The following is a 17,495-nucleotide window of genomic DNA, read 5'->3' on the forward strand; positions in this document are numbered from 1 at the left end:
CGGTCGTACTATTACTTTTGCACGAGGTCATCGTCAAGGGCAACTAGGATCAGGAGCCGTGGAGAAGGTCGACGGACGGTTGGTGCGGGGTGATCAGACCCGCCGTGCCGTGCTGCGCCGGTCGGTCGACATCGCGTCGGTCGACGGGCTGGAGGGGCTGTCGATCGGACGGCTCGCGACCGAGCTCGGGATCAGCAAGAGCGGCCTGTTCGCACACTTCGGCTCGAAGGAGGAGCTGCAACTGTCGACGATCCGCGCCGCGCGCCGGATCTACGCCGACAACGTGGTGCTCCCGGCGTTCGAGGTCGAGCCCGGTCTCGGGCGGGTGTGGGCGTTGAGCACGCACTGGCTCGACTACTCGCAGAGCCGCGTCTTTCCGGGCGGCTGCTTCTTCCAGAAGGTCTCGCACGAGTACGCCGCCCGAACCGGTGCGGTCCACGACGCGCTCCTCACCGTCCATTGGGAATGGATGGGGCTGCTGGAGGAGGCCGTTCAGGCAGCTGTCGACAACGGTGAACTGCATGCTGACGCCAAACAGCTGGCCTTCGAGCTGAACGCCTACTACGAGGCTGCGAACCTCGCTTCGATCCTGCATGACGACGGCGGCGCGGCGTACGACCTGGCCCGTCAGGCCATCCGTGCGCGGCTGGAATCCTCCGCGACCACGGGCACTGTTCTGCCCCGCTGAGTCGGGAGATCGCGCCGCCTTCTGATGGGTGACGCGAGCAGGACGAGACCCGCCAGCGGTACGCCGGCCGTCGTGATCCAGAGCGCCGGCGTGAGGCCGAGGGTCTGTCCGAGTGTGCCGCCGAGTAGTGCGCCGAGCGGGATCGTGCCGTAGTTGACGAAGGCCGTCGTCGCGGTGAGGCGGCCGAACAGGTCAGGCGGACAGTAGGACTGGAGGAAGGTCGCCTTCACGACGTTTCCGCCGACCACGCCGAGACTCACGCCGAACGCGCCGACCAGGTAGAACGCCGGACTCGCACCGCTCAACGGGATCAACAGCGCCAGCGTCGGCAGGCCCAGTTCGCACAGCAGCAGTGCCCTCGCCGTACCAAACCGTATGGTATGCCGGCCGACGAAGGCGCCCACGACTCCGCCGCTGGACGCGGCCGCGATCAAGGTGCCGACCGTGCCCGCGGTGAGGCCGGCCTCGCGGACCAGGAAGACGACGATGATCGCCTGATAACCCATCAGGGCGAGGTTCGAGACCGCGCCGAAGATCGTCAGGGTGCGCAGCCAGACGTCGTGCGCGACCAGCCTGATGCCGGCTCGGATCGCGCCGGGCTGCCGCGGGTTCGTCGTACGGCGTTCCCGGTAGCGGATCGCGGCGAGGCAACCGAGCGCGATCAGGAAGCTCCCCGCGTCGACGAGCAGAGTGTTGGCGGCGCCAACGAACTGGACCAGCAGGCCGCCGCATCCCAGCCCGGCGATCTGCGCGGCGGACGCGCTGCCGTGCAGCTTCGCGTTGCCCTCGGCGTGATCGCTCGGCTCCAGAAGCGTCGGCAGATAAGCGGTGTACCCCGTCTGGAAGACAACCGATGCAGCGCCTGCGAGCAATGCCACGACGAGCAGCAGCTGGATGCTCAGGCGGTCGCCGGCCAACGGAACTGTCGCGAAGAGGACGGCCGAGACGGCCGATGACGCCAGCATGACCGGCCGGCGACGTACCCGGTCGATCCAGGCGCCGGTCGGCAGGCCGATGACCAGCCACGGTGCCCAAGCGGCCGCGGTGAGCAGGCCGACCTCGAAAGTTGTTGCGTCGAGCATCGAAATCGCGACCAGCGGCAGCGCCACCGACGAGGCCGCGCTGCCGAACCTGTTGACGGTCTCGCCGCTCCAGAACAACCGGAAGTCGCGATGCGTCCGCAACAGACTCATAAGCGGCGTGGGAACGACTGCAGCTGGACGATCACCCGCTCCGAGCCGTCAGCCGCGTTGGGGCCGTCAGCGGTGCCGGCGCCGCTGTATCGGTCGATGACGCCGGCGATCTCCTCGTTGAGGTTGTGCAGCTGCTCCGGCGTGAGGTGCAGGTCGCGCCAGTCGGACAGACCCGCCGCGTGCTGCCACTCACCTGGCCAGTCCTCGTCGAGGTAGGTGCGGACGCGGTCGTAGTACCGCTCGACCAGATCGCGGAGGTAGACGTCGAGCGCGCGCCGGGTCTCGGAATCGTCGAGGAACTCGGACGGGTCCAGAACGGTCTGCCGATCGGGGAGCCGCCACCAGCGCTCGCGCTTCGTGCCGCGGTCGGGATCCTCCTCGAGGTACCCGTGCTCGGCGAGCAGACGCAGATGCCAGCTGATCGTGCCGGTGTTCTCGCCGAGCCGCGTCGCCAGGGTGCTGGACGTGGCGGGACCGTCGAGCTCGATCGCCTCCAGGATGCGCATCCGGAGCGGGTGGGCGAGTCCGCGCAGGCTTCGGGCATCGATCCGTCGCATAGTTGCAGAGTAATCTCTGCAGAGAAATCTCTGCAACTAGGTTTGTCGGTGGGCGTCCCTAGGTTTGGGGTATGCACGTGGTGGCTCAGTTGGCGGTTTCGCTGGACGGGGTGGCGTCGGGTTTCGATGTCGACCTCGCCCGGTTCTATGCGCTGGCGTCGCTCTGGCAGGAGGAGGTCACGCTGATCGGCGCGGACACGATCCTCGCCCAGGAGGCCGACGTACTGGCGGCTCCTCGGCGCGGCCGGCGCGCCGAAGGCCCGCTGCTTGCGGTCGTCGACAGCCGAGCCCGCGTCCACAGCTGGCACGCCTTGCGCGAGCTCGGCTACTGGTCCGACGTCCTCGCCTTGTACGCCGACCAGACTCCACCGCGCCCGCCGGACGCCACGACCCGCGAGCTCGTCACCGGCTACGACCGCGTCGACCTCGTCGAAGTGCTCGAGACGCTGGGCCGTCGGGGTGTGCATACCGTCCGGGTCGACTCGTCCGGGGCGCTGCTCAGAGCGTGTTTGGAGCTGGATCTGATCGACGAACTGGCGCTGCTCGTCCATCCGGTGCTGGTCGGGACGGGCGACCGCTGGTACGACACCCGTCGGCTCAACCTGCACCACGTCGGCACTGAGGTCTTCAAGGACGGCGTGCTCTGGATGCGTTACTGCGTGGCCATCTGATTGTCGGTTGTGGCCGCTACTGTGAGCGGTGATGAGGAAGCAGCATGAGGGGTACGACGAGCACGACGCGGAGCGCTGGGTTGCCGAGCCGGTCAAGCGACCGGGCCGGACGGCGTTCGCGCGTGATCGCGCGCGGGTGCTGCACAGCGCCGCCTTACGACGGCTCGCGGCCAAGACGCAGGTCGTCACGGCCGGCAGCGACGACTTCGTGCGCAACCGGCTGACGCACAGTCTCGAGGTCGCCCAGATCGGCCGCGAGCTCGCGGCGACGCTCGGCTGTGATCCGGACATCGTCGACGCGGCGTGCCTGTCACACGATCTCGGACACCCGCCCTTCGGTCACAACGGCGAGCGCGCGCTCGACCAGGTCGCGTCGGACATCGGCGGCTTCGAGGGCAACGCACAGACACTGCGCTTACTGACCCGGCTGGAGTCGAAGACGTTCGACGCCGACGGCCGCAGCGTCGGGCTGAATCTGAGTCGCGCCACGCTCGACGCCGCGACGAAGTACCCGTGGCCGCGCCGCCCCGGCGAGCGCAAGTTCGGGGTGTACGACGATGATCTCGCCGTCTTCACCTGGTTGCGTCCGGGCGTGGGGGAGCGGCGCTGCCTGGAGGCGCAGGTGATGGACTTCGCCGACGACGTCGCGTACTCCGTGCACGACGTCGAGGACGCGATCGTCGCCCACCATCTCGAGCTCGCCGCGGTCGATGCGGACCGGGCGCCGTACTGGCAGACCGTCCGGCAGATGTACTTGCCGGAGGCAACCGATGCGGAGCTGGACGAGGGCTGGGCCCGGCTGACCTCGCTGAACTATTGGCCCGGTGCGACCTTCGACGACAGCCGGCGTGCGCTCGGCGGTTTGAAGGATCTGACCAGTCAGCTCATCGGCCGCTTCGCCACCGCCGCCGAACAGGCCACCCACGCCGTGTTCGGACGCTCCCGGCTGATCCGCTACGAGGCCGACCTGATCGTCCCCGACGGCATTCGCATCGAGATCGGTCTTTTGAAGGGCGTGGGCATGTTCCATGTCCTCAACTCGTCCGAGCGCCAGGCCCGCCGCGCGACCCAACGCGAGCTGCTCACCGAGCTGGTCGAGGCACTATGGAAGACCGCGCCCCACCACCTGGACGCGCCATTCCGCGCGGACTTCGCCGACGCGGCCGACGACAACGCCCGCCTGCGCGTCGTCGTCGACCAGGTCGCATCCCTCACCGACCCCTCCGCCGCGGCCTGGCACACCCAACTAGCCCGCTGACCCGCCCCGCGCCCGCGCCGCCTACGAGGCAGGTTCGCGCCTCTCGTCCGCCTGCACGCGAATCGGCTGACCACTACCCGTCCGTCGGTACACCCCTAAGCGCAGCTGGCGGTCCGTGCAGCTCCAGTTGGGCAGTGCTCAGTGGATGGAGGTGAAAGGGAGGTCGAGGCCGAGGCGGTTGGTGATTGGTTTGTTGGTCTCGCGGATCTGCTGGAGTTCCGCATCCGACAGCGCACGCCGGTAGACGCGGACCTCGTCGAGCGTGCCCACGAAACGGTTGGCACCGTCAACCCGCTGCCCGACGTGAATGCCCTGTACGCCGAACTCCTTCCCGGCCGTCACCGAACCGGCGGGCGCCGTCGCCGAGCCGACCTCAACGCCGTCGACGAGCAACCGCAGCTTTCCCGTCGCCCGTTGGAGTACGACGTGATGCCACTGATCGTCGTTGTACCCCGACGTGGACTGGACGGTGACGTTGTAGCGGTCCACCGCCAGCAGCGCGCGGATGCGATTGCTCTCCGGCTCCGCCCGCAACCAGACCTGTGGCGTCGTCCCGGAACCGGTGCGATAGGCCCACAGGATCGCGTGCGACCCTGTGGTCGCGCCGTACTTGATCCACGTCATCATCGTGAAGTCGTCCGCGCCGAGATCGATCGACCGGTCGAACGGCACCTCGACGTAGTCGTCGACCCCGTCCATCGCCAGCCCGTTCCCGAACTTGCCCGCGGCAACGGTCGCGCCACCGCGGACGTATGCCGGATTGTGCGCCGGCCCCACATCGGCCGTCGTCGGCCCCGGTGCGGGCGGACCGGGGATGCCCGGCGGCGTACCGTTCGACGTCGACAGGTACGCCTCGTTGAAGCGTGCCCAGCGGATCGTCTCGTACGGACTCGCGACGCCGGCCTCGTACAGCAGCCCGGCCTGATCCCCGTCCAGTCGCACCATGTCGGAGTACGCCGACGGGCCCCAGTAAAAGACCTTGCCCTGTTGCCAGGTGCCGAACGACCGCGCCTCGTCGTACGACGCTCGCACCGTCATCACCTCGCGCGCGGCCGGATGGGCCGGTGCCGAGAACAGGATCCGGTGCTGCCGGCCACCCTCGCTGAACCGGAGCAGTGAGCCTTGGACGTCGGGCATCACCAGCTGCGGGATCGTCTTGAACGGCGCGTCGAACGTCGCGCCGCCGTCGCTGCTGATCGCGTACGCCCGGTTGCCCGGATCGGTACCGCGTTCGCGTGCCAGCGCATAGATCCGGCCGTCGGTCAGCTCGACCACGGTGATCTCGCCGACGATCACCGTGCCGTCGTCGCGGGCCGTCGTCGCGCCGATGTGCCAGGTCTCGCCGGAGTCGTCGCTGTAGATGAGATGGCCGCCGTAGACGTGCTTGCCGACACCGTCGTACGTCTCGTAGGTCGCGCCAACGATCAGCCGGCCGGCGTGCGGTCCGTGCTCGAGCTGGATCCCGTGCATCGGCCCGGTCGCGTACCAGAAGTTCCAGCTCGGCAGCTTCGCGTCGGTCAGCTCACGGGGTGCGGTCCAGGTGGCGCCGAAGTCGTCGCTGGTCTGGACGTACGGGTCGCGGTCGCAGCCGTTCGTGCACGGCTGCGGGCCGTTGTGCGTGGTGACGAGCACGATCCTGCCGGTCTTCTGGTCGACGATCGGCACCGGGTTGCCGTGTGTGCTCCCGTTGCCTTCGGAGACCACCTGCAGCGGACCCCAGGTCTTGCCGCCGTCCGAGGACCGCTTCAGCACGATGTCGATATCGCCGTCGTCGCCGCAGTCCGCGACGCGTCCTTCGGCGAACGCGAGCACTTCACCGTCGGTCGCGTGCACCACGGCGGGGATCCGGAAGCACGAATATCCCTCGGTCTTCTGCTGGAACAGCACGCTGTCGTCGACGAAAGGCGCGTCGCCGGAGGCGTGTGCGGGGGGAGGTGTGAGAGTGCCGAGCATCAGTAGGGCGATGAGTACGCGCATGACTCTCCAGGGAGGACATAGGACGTCTGATGTCCTCGACAAATTAGCCAACCGGTCCTGCTTTTACAAGAGGTCGGCGGGTACTAGGGTCTTCCTATGGCTGATGCAGAGCAGATTGTGATCGTCGGTGCGAGTCTCGCCGGCGCGACCGCGGCCGAGGCCCTCCGGACCGAAGGCTGGACCGGTGGTGTCCTCCTGATCGGCAGTGAGCAGGCCCTGCCGTACGAGCGACCGCCGTTGTCGAAGGACGTGCTGCTCGCGAAGAAGGGCACCGAGTCTGCTCAGCTGCACGACCAGCAGTGGTACGACGACAACAGCATCGACCTACGTCTCGGGACGACGGTCACCGCGATCGATCCGGCCGCGCACACGGTCACGCTCGACGACGGCTCGCAGGTCTCCTACAGCAAGCTTTTGATCGCGACCGGCAGCCGCGTCCGCAAGCTCGACGTCCCTGGTGCGGACCTGCCCGGCGTGCACTACCTGCGGACGGCCGAGGAGTCGCAGGCGCTGACCGACGCGTACGCCGCCAAGCTGCGCGTCGTCGTGGTCGGTGCGGGCTGGATCGGGCTGGAGGCGGCGTCGGCCGCGCGCGAGCGGGGCAGCGAGGTGACGGTGGTCGAGCCGCAGTCCACGGCGCTGGCGTCCGTGATGGGTGAAGAGGTCGGCGAGGTGTTCGCCGACTTCCAGCGGCAGCACGGTGTGGAGTTCCGGTTCGGGACCGGCGTCGAGGGCTTCGAGGGAACCGACAAGGTGACCGGTGTCCGCCTGTCCGGCGGTGAGGTGCTCCCGGCGGACCTGGTGGTCGTCGGCGTCGGCGTACGCCCGAACACCGAGCTCGCCGAGGAGGCCGGGATCGAGGTCGCGACGCCGGACAACGGCGCCGGCATCGTGACGGGCGCGAACCTGCAGACATCGGCCGCGGACGTGTACGCCGCCGGCGACGTGGCCCGCTGGGACCACCCGCAGTACGGCCGCCCGGTCCGCGTCGAGCACTGGCAGAACGCGAAGGACTCCGGCAAGACGGTCGCGAAGGCGATGCTCGGCGAGGACGTGGCGTACGACTCGATCCCGTACTTCTTCACCGACCAGTTCGACCTCGGCATGGAATACGCCGGCGACATCCCGCGCGGTGCGTCGTACCAGGTCGTGTTCCGCGGCGACCCGAAGTCCGGTGCCTACATGGTCTTCTGGCTCGACGACGACCACCGGGTGCTGGCCGGCATGCACGTCAACCTGTGGGACACCGGCCTCGACGCGGTACGCGAGCTGATCCACTCTGGCAAGCAGGTCGACCCGGCCCGCCTGGCCGACACCTCGGTCGAGCTGTCCGACGTTTAGATCGGGTAGGTGACGTACGCGAACTGCGTGCTGTTCGGTGACCAGCTCGGGACATTCATGGTGCCTTGGCCGCCGAACAGCTTCGTCAGCTCGCTGATGCCGTCCTTGGTCAGCAACCGGAGTCGTACGTCGTCGATGTCGGCGGGATGGCCCTCGGTGCCGGGCGGGAAGCTCACGTACGCGATCGCCGAGCCGTCCGGCGCCGGGTGCGGGAACCAGTTGACGCGCTCGTCGTCCGTCAGCTGCTCGACCTCACCACTGCCGACCGCGATCCGGAACAGCTGCGCCTGCCCTGCCCGCTCCGAGTTGAAGTAGATCCACTTGCCGTCGGGCCCGTACTCCGATCCGTCGTCGGCGAACTCGTCATTCGTTACCTGGACGTCCGCGCCGCCGGCGCTGGGAATCGTCCACACGTTCGTGATCCGTCGGCCGTCGCGGTTCTCGAGCCCGATGTACGCCAGCGTCGCACCATCCGGCGAGACCCCGTGCAGGTAGTGGTGGAAACCCGGTCCGCGATCGTTGGTCACCCGGCGCCCGGCTCCGCCTTCGATCGGTACGGCGTACAGGTGGCCGTCGTCCGCGGAGACATAGACCGTCTGCCCGTCCGGGCTGACCAGGTGGTCGTTGTTGATGTCGGGCACTCCGCCGAGCTCGATCTCCTCGAGACCGTCGTTCACCCGGAACAGCCGGCCGTTGCCGTTGACGATCAGCACGCCGTCCGGCGTCCAGTTCGGCGCCTCGAAGAGGATGTCCGACGAGCTGAACACCAGGCGGTGCTCGCCGCTCGTCACATCGACGACGTACAACTCGGACCGCTGACCGGGGCGAAGAGTTCGTGGCATACCCGCAAACCTATGTGATCGGTCCAGCTAGACTCGCGGGGTGGCAGGCCGGATCAAGGAAGAGGACATCGCGCTGGTGCGCGAGCGGGCCCGGATCGACGACGTCGTCGGTTCGTATGTGACCTTGAAGAACGCCGGCGGCGGCAACCTCAAGGGGCTGTGCCCGTTCCACGACGAGAAGTCACCGTCGTTCAACGTCACTCCGGCCCGCGGGTTCTTCTACTGCTTCGGCTGCCAAGAGGGCGGCGACGTCATCGACTTCATCCAGAAGATCGACCAGATCACCTTCAGTGAAGCGGTCGAGACGCTGGCGTCGAAGGTCGGCATCCAGCTGCGGTACGAGGACTCCGGCGCCCCGGTGCAGCGTGGTCCGGGCAACCAGCGGCCGCGGCTCGTCGAGGCGCACAAGGTTGCGGCCGAGTTCTACGTCGACCAGCTGTTCGGTGCGGCCGAGGCGGCGCCGGGCCGCCAGTTCCTCGACAAGCGCGGCTTCGACAAGGACGCCGCTGTGCACTTCGGCGTGGGGTTCTCGCCGCGCGGTGGCGACGTACTGACGAACCATCTGCGCGGTCGCGGCTTCACCAACGCCGAGCTGGTCGCGTCGGGTCTGTCGGCCGACGGGCAGCGCGGGCTGTACGACCGGTTCCGCGGCCGGCTGATGTGGCCGATCCGGGACGCGTCGTCGGATGTGATCGGCTTCGGTGCGCGACGACTCTTCGACGACGACCGGATCGAAGCGAAGTACCTGAACACGCCTGAGACGCCGATCTACAAGAAGTCCAAGGTCCTGTACGGCGTGGATCTGGCCCGGCGCGAGATCGCCAAGGGCCGTCAGGCCGTGGTGGTCGAGGGCTACACCGACGTGATGGCGTGCCACCTCGCCGGAGTACAGACCGCGGTCGCCACCTGCGGCACGGCGTTCGGCGACGACCACGCGCGGGTGCTGCGGCAGCTGCTGCTCGACCACGACCAGTTCCGCGGCGAGGTGATCTTCACCTTCGACGGTGACGAGGCGGGTCAGCGGGCGGCGCTGAAGGCGTTCGCGGGGGACCAGGCGTTCGCCGCGCAGACGTACGTCGCGGTCGAGCCGGACGGCCTCGACCCGTGTGACCTGCGGCTGGAGAAGGGGGATGCGGCGGTCCGTGAGCTGATCGGGCGACGCGTCCCGCTGTACCGGTTCGTGCTCGGGAACGTGTTGTCGAAGTACGACCTGGATCGCGCGGACACGCGGGTCGACGCGCTGCGCGATGCGGCGCGGCTGGTGATCAGCATTCGGGACCGGTCGAAGGTGGATGCCTTCACTCGAGAGCTCGCCGGGCATCTGGGGATGGACGAGGACCAGGTCCGCTCGGAGGTGTACCGCGCCGCGTCCAGGCAGAGCACGACGTCGGCTCCTGGGCAGGCCGGTCGCGCGCAGGGGCAGCCAGGTGGCGCACCGGGGCAGTCCGGCGGCAAGGGGCCAGGACAGTCTGGCGGTCAGGCCTGGGATGCCGCGCAGCAGCCCCGCCGCGCCGAGGTGCCCTCGCCGCGCGACCAGCGGTACGTGATCGAGTGGGACGCGCTGAAGGTCGCGATGCAGCACCCGGCGCTGGTCGGTGTCGCCTTCGACGAGCTCGACGACCACGACTTCACCCACCCTTGGCTGGCCGCGATCCGCACTGCGATGGCGAAGGCCGGCGGCCCCGCTGCGGCGCCTGCGGCGGAGGCGTGGGTGGTCGCCGTACGCGATGCCATCGGCAACGATCCGGCGGCCGCGGTCGTCGGCGCGCTGGCCGTGGACCCGCTCCGGCTCGGCCGCGAACCGGACGAGCAGTATGCGCAGGCCTTGCTGGCCCGGCTGCAGGAGCTGACCTGCGCACGCCGCATCCAGGACCTGAAGTCGAAGCTGCAGCGGACCAACCCGATCGAGCGCGCCGACGAATACAACCGGATGTTCGGCGAACTGATCGCCCTGGAGGCCTACAAGGCCGAGCTCCGCAACCGCGCGATCTCCGGAGCGCTCTAGTCGTCTTTGAGGTGCTCCACCAGTCGCGTCGTCTCCTCGGCGTACTTCGTGGCGAACTCCTCGCTGTCCGGGTCGAGGCCGAGTGCCCTCGCGATCTGCGGGAACACGACTGGCGCCGCAGCCAGGCCGAAGAGTGCGAGACCCGTGTACGCCGCGTCGAGGTTGGCGGCGAGCTCGCCGTCGGTCTGCCGCTGGCGGAAGTCGTCGAGCATGCGCTGGAACCGGGCCCGCTGCCCTTCCGGATCGAGCGCGCTGGTGTCGCGATCGACGGCCTCGCGGACGAGAAGGCGGAGCAGGTCGGGCTGCGCGATCGAGGTCCGGGCGTAGGCGCCGACCACCTCGCCGAGTGATTCCGCGTCCGCGGCGATAGCCGGCTCGTCCGCCCGCCAGCGATCGGCGACCGCGCGGTACAGGCCCTCCTTGCCACCGAAGTAGTACGAGATCAGTTGCTTGTTGACGCCGGCTCGGGCAGCGATCTCGCCCACCCGCGCGCCGGCGAACCCGTGCGCGCCGAACTCGATCACCGCCGCGTCCAGCAACTGCTGCCTGGTGCGCTCGGCGTCCCGTTGCCGCTCGTCGGGTCCCGGTGATCTCCGCACGAAAATCATCCTAGCGCACAGCCATCCGGCGTGCTAACTTAATCAACCACACGGATGAGAAAGTTTGATTCACGGATGATTGGAGACGGCGATGAAGGTCGCGATCATGGGTGCCGGGATCGGTGGACTCGCGCTGGCGCAGGGCCTGCTCAAGGCGGGCGTGGACGTGAAGGTGTTCGAGCGCGATCCCTCGCCGAGGCACCGCAATCAGGGCTACCGGATCCACATCAGCCAGGTAGGGGAGGAGGCGCTGGCCGCGGTGTTGCCCGATGCCGTGCGACATCGCGTGATCGCGACCGCGACTCGGCCGGGCGATCTCGTGGCGGGGTTCGATGCTCAGTTGAATGTGCAGTTCGAGCAGGAGTTCCCGGTCGCCGGTCCGGACGCGGTGACGTCGGTGGACAGGTATGCGTTCCGGCGGGCGTTGATGACCGGCCTCGACGATGTGCTCGAGTTCGGCAAGCAGTTCGAGTCGTATGTCGAGACGCCGGAGGGGGTCGAGATCTCCTGTGCAGACGGGACTTCCGCGGTCGCCGATGTGCTCGTCGGTGCTGACGGGGTCGGTTCGCGGGTGCGGGCGCAGCTGTTGCCGGAGCTCGACGTCCTGGACATCGGCGTGCGCTGCATCTACGGAAAGGTGCCTTTGACAACGGCTGTCCGCTCGGTCGCACCGCCGGCGTTCCTGCGAGGATTCTGCTTCGCGACCGACGGGGCCGGGACGGGTGCGGCGTTCGGTCCGGTCATGTTCCGTGAGCCGCCGGAGGAGTACGGCGACTATCTGATGGCAGTCCTCACCGGGACGAACGAGGTGCTAGGCGCGTCGGACGAGGAGCTGCTCACGATGAGCCCGGCCGAGCTGTGGGGGATTGTGACGCGATCCGTGGCGTCCTGGCATCCCGCGATTCGTTCGTTGATCGCCGCGGGCGAGGTTGATGCGGCGTTCCCGATCACGCTGCGGACCTGCATCGAGGTGCCGTCGTGGTCGTCGGATCGAGTGACTCTGCTCGGCGACGCCGTACATCCGATGACACCTGCCGCTGGTGCCGGCGCCAACACGGCTCTCTGGGATGCCGCCCGCCTGACGAAGGCACTGACCTCCGGCGAAGACCTGGCTTCCTATCAACGTGACCTGATCACCAACGGGCAAGCGGTCGTGACCGAGTCCCTCCACAACGCCGAACGCCTCTTCCGAGTCTCGATCCCGGTCTAGGCGAGTCGGTCGCGCAGGCTGTCATGCACGTCTTCGAGCCGCTCCAGCATCCGCAAAGCTGCTTCATGTCGCGCCCGCCCGTACACCTCGAGCGACGGCGTGACCGCGGCAGGATCGTCGAGCGGTTCGGCCAGCGGGTACGTCGACGCAAGCGTGTAGGCACAACCGGCCGCGACCGTGGACACAAGGTCGTCGACGCGCGCAGTTGGGTGCTCCTGTCTGTATGCGAGGAGCAGTTCGGCCAGGCCGTCGGTCCACTCGTCGCCGAGGACGACAGTGCGTGGGTCGCAGCCGATCCGTGCGATCTCCCAGGCGGTGAAGCGCGGCCTGGGCGGCTGGAAGTCCAGCACCGCGGCCACCTCGTCCCCGTACAACATCAGATTGGGTGACGCCAGGTCACCGTGCACAACTTGAACTGTCAGCTCGGGTAGGTCGGCCAGGATCGCCGCAGCCCGATGGAGCAACCCTCGCCGCTCCTTGGCCGCCTCCCACGCCCACTGCTCGAACCGGCTCAAGCTCTCGCGACGTCCGTACCCGTCGATAATCCGATCGAAGGAATGCCATGCCTGTCCAACATCCCGGACTCCGACGGCCGCGCGCAACGCCGGCGCAGCCGCCGGATGCTCGGCCAGACGTCGATGCAGCCTGCCCAACACGGTCCCGACCGCACGCCACCGCACGCCAGCGATCCGCCCCTCGGCTGTTTCGCCGTCGACGAACTCCCACAACGACATCGGCGCGCGCTCGTCGATCAAGTTCCCGTCGCGCGTCCGCCGTACCTCGGGCACCGGGACGCCGCCTTGCCGGGCGAACTCTGCGAGCTCGATCGCCTTGAGCTCACGGTCGAGTTCCCCGCGGTACACCTTCGCGAACCACCGACATCCTTCGTCGTCGACGACGCGGAAGTTGGTCGTCGCCGTACCCGCCAGGATCTCGCTCACCTCGACAGCGTGCACGCCGTACGAGCGCACCAGGACGTCCGCGATCCTGTCTGCGTCAGTCAGGATCGTTGCCCGTCACGCCGTCGACGGCTTCGCGCAGGACGTCTGCGTGACCCGTGTGCTTCAGGTACTCCTCGAGCAGGTCGATGAGAATCCGCCGCCGGTTCGACGACCACCTTGGGTCCGGGTCCGCGATCACCACGTCGAGGCCGCCGTTCGCGCTGAGCTCCTCCCAGGTGGCGCGAGAGCGTGCGGCAGCGCCGTACCAGAGTTCATAGAGATCGTCGGGGTCGTCCGTGACCGCGGATTCCCAACCCCACCGATCGTTCTCGACCCAGCTCCTGCTGTCCCACGGCGCGGCGAGCGGCTGCTCCGCGGCGCGAGCTGTGAACCCGTCCTCGACGAACGCCATGTGTTTCACCAGTCCGGCGAGCGTCATCGCCGACGGCGCATGCCGCTGACGCAACTGCTCCGCATCAAGCCCACCGGTCTTCCAGGCAAACTGCTTCCGCACCCGGTCCAACGCGAACTGAAGCATCTCCACTTCATCCCCACGCGGGCACTCAACCATCGGCAGCTCTCGCCAGCTCATCGCCCCTCCTCCGCAAGCAAGCCCCCAGAATGCCGCACCCACCGGTCCAGCCCACGCACTCCGCCAACGAGCACCAGCACTGCCCGGAGAGTAGTGAGCTCCGGGCAGTGCTGGTTCTACGGGGTGTTGAGAGCGTCAGCTCTCGAGCGCTGCGTCCAGCGTGATGTCGACGCCGGCCAGCGCCTTGCTGATCGGGCAGTTCGCCTTGGCGGCCTGCGCTGCCTCCGCGAAGCCGGCCTCGTCCAGACCGTCGACCTCAGCGCGAACCGTCAGCTTGATACCGGTGAGCTTGAAGCCGCCGTTCGCCTGGTCCGGGCCGAGGGTGACGTCGGCCTGAACTTCGTGCGACTGCGGCTTACCGCCCCGCTGGGCGATCTCCGCACTCAACGCCATCGCGTAGCAGGCCGTGTGTGCGGCCGCGATCAGCTCTTCCGGGCTGGTCGTGCCGTCTGCGTCGTCAGCGGCGCGCTTCGGGAACGAAACGTCGTACGTCCCGACCTTGGAGCTGCTCAGCTCCACCTGCCCAGAACCCTGCTCCAGAGTGCCGTTCCAAGCGGTCCGCGCGGTACGAGTCGGCATTGCGATCTCCTTCAGAAGTTGTCTTGTGCACAAGATACTTGTACACAAGATATCCTGCCGTCAAGTCCCGACCGGGTGAGACCCCGACCACAGGAGGAAGCCATGACCGAGACTCGGGTCCTCGACGACCTGCTCTGCTTCGACCTGTACTCGCTGTCCCGGATGGTCACCGCCCTCTACCGCCCGGTGCTGGATCCCCACGGCCTCACCTACCCGCAGTACCTAGTCCTCGTCACGCTGACCCGCCTTGGCCCCAGCCCCATCGGCGACATCGCCCGAGCCACCCGCCTGGACCACGGCACGCTGACCCCACTACTCCGCCGCTTGGCCGACCGCGGCGTACTGACCCTCGACCGCTCCGCAACAGATGCCCGCTCGGTGACCGTCGCCCTGACCCCCGAAGGCGAATCCCTCAAGCCCGTCCTCCACGAGGCCCAATGCCACCTCGGCGAGTCCCTGGGCATGACCGAGTCCCAGGTCCGCCGCCTCCAATCCACCCTCCACCACCTGGCCGACCACCTGGACAACCCCACGGCCGACTAGCCTTCCGGCGGGCTTAGTGACCCGGTGGCAGCTGCTTGAGGATGTCCTGCCAGCTTTCGAGCCCGGCCTGGACCTGCGGGCCTGCCTTGTAGGCGACCCAGATGCACGAGATCGCCGTGGTCACCTTCTTCAGGAACCCGGAGCTGCGCGCCTCAGGCTTGTCGTGCAGGGAGATGGTGATCTGACCGAGCAGACGCTCGATGGCTTGCTTGACAGCCCCCGGTCCGCCGATCCGGACATGATCCATCGCCCAGATGATGTCGTGCAGCCGCGCGTTGATCGCGGACCGCAACTCCGCAGGCAGCGAGTCCTCGCCGGCCAGCTGATCGAGAAGGTCAACGACTGCAGCCTTCAGTTCAGCCACTCGCTCGGGATCCGGGACTACGCCCTCAGGCGCGCACGTGGACAGGTACGCCGACAGTCCACCGAGGGCAGCGAGCGCTTTCGGGTCCACGGCATCCGGCCCCCGGCTCGGAGTCTGCCGAGGATGGTCCTCGCTCATCATCGGGACGGCCCACAGTCGCCCGAAGGTGTCGAACAGCTCGATCTGTTCGCACGCTCCGCACTGGACGACGAGGCGATGAATCTCCGGAATGAGCGCGGCCACCTCCGCGAGCGCGACCGGCACCTGCCCTTCGGGTACGCCGAGAACCGTTGCCCAGGTGGCGTGCATCGTCGAGTCGATGTGCGCGGCGGCGCGGTAGGCAGTCAGGACGGTGTGCAACCGGCCTGCGGGGTTGTTCGCGTTGCCCATAGCCTTCTTGGATCCTCTGCGGGTGTTCGACTTGCCGGTTCCGTCCTGCGCACCGGCTTGGTGGTGTTACCAACCTGGGCCGAAGAGCGCTCGCCGCGTCGGCCGGGCTTCGACTTCTGGGTCGGGTGCTGTGTCGCCGCGGCTGCCGTCGAGTACGCCGTCGTCGAACCACGGTTCGCCGACGCCGGCGTCATGTGGTCCACGGTGGTCCCTGGGCAGCGTGCACTGTTGTCCGGTCGAAGAGTTGTTCGCTGTGCAGGCCTCCGACTGCTCGGGCTCGGGGGGTCGCTGCAGGGGCGAGATCCGGACCAGACACCGGGCCAGCGCCATCTGTTCCGCCCGCGTCGTGTCGAGCGCGAGCGCGAGTTGCTGCAGGCGGGCGGCCGTCGGCTTCCGGCGGCCGGCGAACCAACCGTGCAACGTCGACCTCGAGACGCCGCTGAGCTCCTCGATCTGCCGGAGCGATCGGAAGCCTCGCCGGGTGCTGAGGGTGGTCAGTACTCGCCCGAGCTGCTTGAGGCTGACCACCTGCTGGATCTGTTCCAGCGTCGCATCCGGCTGCCGAATCGCCGCCCGCCGAACGTTCCACTCCCGCTCGATCTCGTCCCAGGTACGACGTACCGACTGCTGCGCGCGGCCCGGTGGCTGCGTCGCGCTGACGATCGTCCACAGTCTCAGCCACTTCTGCAGCTGATCACTGCCGACCCCACAGGAGTTGAGCACCGCCCGCACCAGCTTCCAGTTCGGGAAGCGCGCCCCCGTCAAGGAGCGGGCGATGTGCGGATGCGAGTAATTGCTGGTCCTGGCGATCTCGCGAACCGATTGCCCGGCCCGCTTGCGCTCGGATCTCAGCAGGTAGGCGAACTCGTGCCGGTAGTACTCGGCGTACCACTCGTCCGAACCGAACTCGGGAGCTGCCACCCGTCTCCTCCATGCACGTTCAAATGCACGTGCATTTGAACGTGCATCGCGGTTGACGATACCCGTCCGGGAAAGTGAGGTCCAGACCGCTTCCCCGCGAGGCACCAGCCGGTGCACGGCGCCGGTCATGCAGCCGTCTGACCTGCGAAAATGTCGCTCAGGCCGTCCCGCACCTGTCCGACGCAACTCGCCGCAGCCAGTTCTGTGCGCTGCGCAAGAAAAGTCCGGGCCAACCCGTCAAGGCTGACCCGGACTCGCCCACCTCGAGGTGGGCCGTCACAAACGCTTGGTTGTGAGCTCAGATCCGCGGATCGCGGGGATCCTCCAAGCGCTCTTCGCGGATCACGGTCTGGCTGGTTCGGGAGCGGCTGGACAGGAACATGACCAGTACCAGGCCGAGTGCGCCGGCGCCCATCAGGATGTAGCCGATCGCCGTCAGGTCCACTCCGCTGATTCGGTCGGAGACCCCGAATGCCAGGACGCCGCCTATCGCCAGCAGGAAGATTCCCGCGCCGATACCCATCACACGCCTCCTCAAGTGCGCTTCACCCGGACGCATGAGTGCGTCCGAACCACTGCTCGTGCCCCGCTGTGCCCGACCGAACCACCGGCGAAACGCCCGCAGACCAACGTGTATCGGCGGTTTGACGCTGCCCATTGGGTGGTATGAGGCCAAGTGGGGTTGTGGGGCGCTGTGATGGCGCCGGGGGTTGTTTCCGGCTGTTGGCCGGGACAAGGGGGAACGGTGAGCAGGTCTTCGATGGTCCAGTTCAACTGGCCGTACCTCGGCTCCGGGCATCTCGCGCTCGCGCAGTTCCGACGAT

The 17,495-nt window shown here is 68.0% G+C and carries 18 protein-coding genes; 7 read left to right on the forward strand and 11 right to left on the reverse strand.

What is annotated here, in order from left to right; all coding sequences use genetic code 11:
- The first annotated feature begins 58 nt into the window (after positions 1-58).
- Complete coding sequence (locus ABT313_RS10375) at positions 59-688, forward strand: TetR/AcrR family transcriptional regulator (protein ID WP_350850820.1); 630 nt, start codon at positions 59-61, stop codon at positions 686-688.
- On the opposite strand, the gene ABT313_RS10380 is transcribed toward ABT313_RS10375, so the two are convergent.
- Positions 628-1,881 (reverse strand): MFS transporter, encoded by a 1,254-nt coding sequence (locus tag ABT313_RS10380; RefSeq protein WP_350850821.1) that lies wholly within the window; start codon positions 1,879-1,881, stop codon positions 628-630. The two genes, ABT313_RS10375 and ABT313_RS10380, sit on opposite strands and share 61 nt — an antisense overlap.
- Positions 1,878-2,438, reverse strand: a complete 561-nt coding sequence (locus tag ABT313_RS10385; RefSeq protein WP_350850823.1) for a helix-turn-helix domain-containing protein — start codon at positions 2,436-2,438, stop codon at positions 1,878-1,880. Before ABT313_RS10385 ends, ABT313_RS10380 begins: the two co-directional genes overlap by 4 nt.
- A 71-nt stretch (positions 2,439-2,509) precedes the next feature.
- Here ABT313_RS10385 and ABT313_RS10390 point away from each other — a divergent pair, with 71 nt between their 5' ends.
- Entirely contained in the window at positions 2,510-3,109 is a 600-nt protein-coding gene (locus tag ABT313_RS10390; RefSeq protein WP_350850824.1) for a dihydrofolate reductase family protein, read from the forward strand.
- A 31-nt stretch (positions 3,110-3,140) separates the two neighbouring features.
- Positions 3,141-4,367, forward strand: a complete 1,227-nt coding sequence (locus tag ABT313_RS10395) for a deoxyguanosinetriphosphate triphosphohydrolase (protein ID WP_350850826.1) — start codon at positions 3,141-3,143, stop codon at positions 4,365-4,367.
- Positions 4,368-4,505: 138 nt separating this feature from the next.
- Here the strand turns inward: ABT313_RS10395 and ABT313_RS10400 are convergent, their stop codons facing one another.
- The gene (locus ABT313_RS10400; RefSeq protein WP_350850828.1) at positions 4,506-6,344 is read right to left on the reverse strand and encodes an exo-alpha-sialidase; all 1,839 of its coding nucleotides are present in this window, start codon (positions 6,342-6,344) and stop codon (positions 4,506-4,508) included.
- Positions 6,345-6,440: 96 nt separating this feature from the next.
- On the opposite strand from ABT313_RS10400, the gene ABT313_RS10405 reads away from it, so the two are divergent.
- Positions 6,441-7,685 carry an NAD(P)/FAD-dependent oxidoreductase gene (locus ABT313_RS10405; protein WP_350850830.1) on the forward strand — a complete coding sequence of 415 codons (1,245 nt, stop codon included), beginning with the start codon at positions 6,441-6,443 and terminating at the stop codon, positions 7,683-7,685.
- Here the strand turns inward: ABT313_RS10405 and ABT313_RS10410 are convergent.
- Positions 7,682-8,527 carry a TolB family protein gene (locus ABT313_RS10410; protein ID WP_350850832.1) on the reverse strand — a complete coding sequence of 282 codons (846 nt, stop codon included), beginning with the start codon at positions 8,525-8,527 and terminating at the stop codon, positions 7,682-7,684. The two genes, ABT313_RS10405 and ABT313_RS10410, sit on opposite strands and share 4 nt — an antisense overlap.
- Before the next feature lie 40 nt (positions 8,528-8,567).
- On the opposite strand from ABT313_RS10410, the gene dnaG reads away from it, so the two are divergent.
- On the forward strand, positions 8,568-10,532 hold the full coding sequence (dnaG, locus tag ABT313_RS10415) for a DNA primase (RefSeq protein ID WP_350850833.1): 1,965 nt from the start codon (positions 8,568-8,570) through the stop codon (positions 10,530-10,532).
- On the opposite strand, the gene ABT313_RS10420 is transcribed toward dnaG, so the two are convergent.
- Positions 10,529-11,131 carry a TetR/AcrR family transcriptional regulator gene (locus tag ABT313_RS10420; RefSeq protein ID WP_350850835.1) on the reverse strand — a complete coding sequence of 201 codons (603 nt, stop codon included), beginning with the start codon at positions 11,129-11,131 and terminating at the stop codon, positions 10,529-10,531. The genes dnaG and ABT313_RS10420 overlap by 4 nt on opposite strands.
- A gap of 91 nt (positions 11,132-11,222) precedes the next feature.
- Here ABT313_RS10420 and ABT313_RS10425 point away from each other — a divergent pair, with 91 nt between their 5' ends.
- The gene (locus ABT313_RS10425) at positions 11,223-12,341 is read left to right on the forward strand and encodes an FAD-dependent oxidoreductase (RefSeq protein WP_350850837.1); all 1,119 of its coding nucleotides are present in this window, start codon (positions 11,223-11,225) and stop codon (positions 12,339-12,341) included.
- On the opposite strand, the gene ABT313_RS10430 is transcribed toward ABT313_RS10425, so the two are convergent.
- From ABT313_RS10430 to ABT313_RS10440, 3 genes are all read right to left on the reverse strand, one after another.
- Positions 12,338-13,282 (reverse strand): phosphotransferase enzyme family protein, encoded by a 945-nt coding sequence (locus ABT313_RS10430; RefSeq protein ID WP_350850839.1) that lies wholly within the window; start codon positions 13,280-13,282, stop codon positions 12,338-12,340. The two genes, ABT313_RS10425 and ABT313_RS10430, sit on opposite strands and share 4 nt — an antisense overlap.
- A gap of 55 nt (positions 13,283-13,337) precedes the next feature.
- Positions 13,338-13,874: a mycothiol transferase gene (locus tag ABT313_RS10435; RefSeq protein ID WP_350850840.1), complete on the reverse strand. Its 537-nt coding sequence runs from the start codon at positions 13,872-13,874 to the stop codon at positions 13,338-13,340.
- 135 nt (positions 13,875-14,009) lie between these two features.
- On the reverse strand, positions 14,010-14,453 hold the full coding sequence (locus ABT313_RS10440; RefSeq protein ID WP_350850842.1) for an OsmC family peroxiredoxin: 444 nt from the start codon (positions 14,451-14,453) through the stop codon (positions 14,010-14,012).
- A gap of 102 nt (positions 14,454-14,555) precedes the next feature.
- Between ABT313_RS10440 and ABT313_RS10445 the strand changes: the two genes are divergently transcribed.
- On the forward strand, positions 14,556-14,996 hold the full coding sequence (locus ABT313_RS10445; RefSeq protein WP_350850844.1) for a MarR family winged helix-turn-helix transcriptional regulator: 441 nt from the start codon (positions 14,556-14,558) through the stop codon (positions 14,994-14,996).
- A 13-nt stretch (positions 14,997-15,009) separates the two neighbouring features.
- Here the strand turns inward: ABT313_RS10445 and ABT313_RS10450 are convergent, their stop codons facing one another.
- The 3 genes from ABT313_RS10450 to ABT313_RS10460 all read right to left on the reverse strand — a co-directional run bounded on the left by ABT313_RS10450 (position 15,010) and on the right by ABT313_RS10460 (position 17,194).
- Positions 15,010-15,750 carry a hypothetical protein gene (locus tag ABT313_RS10450; protein ID WP_350850846.1) on the reverse strand — a complete coding sequence of 247 codons (741 nt, stop codon included), beginning with the start codon at positions 15,748-15,750 and terminating at the stop codon, positions 15,010-15,012.
- A 66-nt stretch (positions 15,751-15,816) separates the two neighbouring features.
- Complete coding sequence (locus tag ABT313_RS10455; RefSeq protein ID WP_350850847.1) at positions 15,817-16,671, reverse strand: helix-turn-helix domain-containing protein; 855 nt, start codon at positions 16,669-16,671, stop codon at positions 15,817-15,819.
- Between the two features lie 298 nt (positions 16,672-16,969).
- Positions 16,970-17,194 carry a DUF6458 family protein gene (locus ABT313_RS10460; protein ID WP_350850849.1) on the reverse strand — a complete coding sequence of 75 codons (225 nt, stop codon included), beginning with the start codon at positions 17,192-17,194 and terminating at the stop codon, positions 16,970-16,972.
- Positions 17,195-17,495 lie beyond the last annotated feature (301 nt).

Origin of the sequence: Kribbella sp. NPDC000426 (assembly GCF_040300265.1) — a bacterium.
Taxonomy (GTDB): domain Bacteria; phylum Actinomycetota; class Actinomycetes; order Propionibacteriales; family Kribbellaceae; genus Kribbella.

Bases quoted from the DNA above. Each gene is read 5' to 3' on its own strand.
- ABT313_RS10380 (WP_350850821.1), bottom strand. From the start codon at position 1,881: ATGAGTCTGTTGCGGACGCATCGCGACTTCCGGTTGTTCTGGAGCGGC.
- ABT313_RS10385 (WP_350850823.1), bottom strand. From the start codon at position 2,438: ATGCGACGGATCGATGCCCGAAGCCTGCGCGGACTCGCCCACCCGCTC.
- ABT313_RS10390 (WP_350850824.1), top strand. From the start codon at position 2,510: ATGCACGTGGTGGCTCAGTTGGCGGTTTCGCTGGACGGGGTGGCGTCG.
- ABT313_RS10395 (WP_350850826.1), top strand. From the start codon at position 3,141: ATGAGGAAGCAGCATGAGGGGTACGACGAGCACGACGCGGAGCGCTGG.
- ABT313_RS10400 (WP_350850828.1), bottom strand. From the start codon at position 6,344: ATGCGCGTACTCATCGCCCTACTGATGCTCGGCACTCTCACACCTCCC.
- ABT313_RS10405 (WP_350850830.1), top strand. From the start codon at position 6,441: ATGGCTGATGCAGAGCAGATTGTGATCGTCGGTGCGAGTCTCGCCGGC.
- ABT313_RS10410 (WP_350850832.1), bottom strand. From the start codon at position 8,527: ATGCCACGAACTCTTCGCCCCGGTCAGCGGTCCGAGTTGTACGTCGTC.
- ABT313_RS10425 (WP_350850837.1), top strand. From the start codon at position 11,223: ATGAAGGTCGCGATCATGGGTGCCGGGATCGGTGGACTCGCGCTGGCG.
- ABT313_RS10435 (WP_350850840.1), bottom strand. From the start codon at position 13,874: ATGAGCTGGCGAGAGCTGCCGATGGTTGAGTGCCCGCGTGGGGATGAA.
- ABT313_RS10440 (WP_350850842.1), bottom strand. From the start codon at position 14,453: ATGCCGACTCGTACCGCGCGGACCGCTTGGAACGGCACTCTGGAGCAG.
- ABT313_RS10445 (WP_350850844.1), top strand. From the start codon at position 14,556: ATGACCGAGACTCGGGTCCTCGACGACCTGCTCTGCTTCGACCTGTAC.
- ABT313_RS10450 (WP_350850846.1), bottom strand. From the start codon at position 15,750: ATGGGCAACGCGAACAACCCCGCAGGCCGGTTGCACACCGTCCTGACT.
- ABT313_RS10460 (WP_350850849.1), bottom strand. From the start codon at position 17,194: ATGGGTATCGGCGCGGGAATCTTCCTGCTGGCGATAGGCGGCGTCCTG.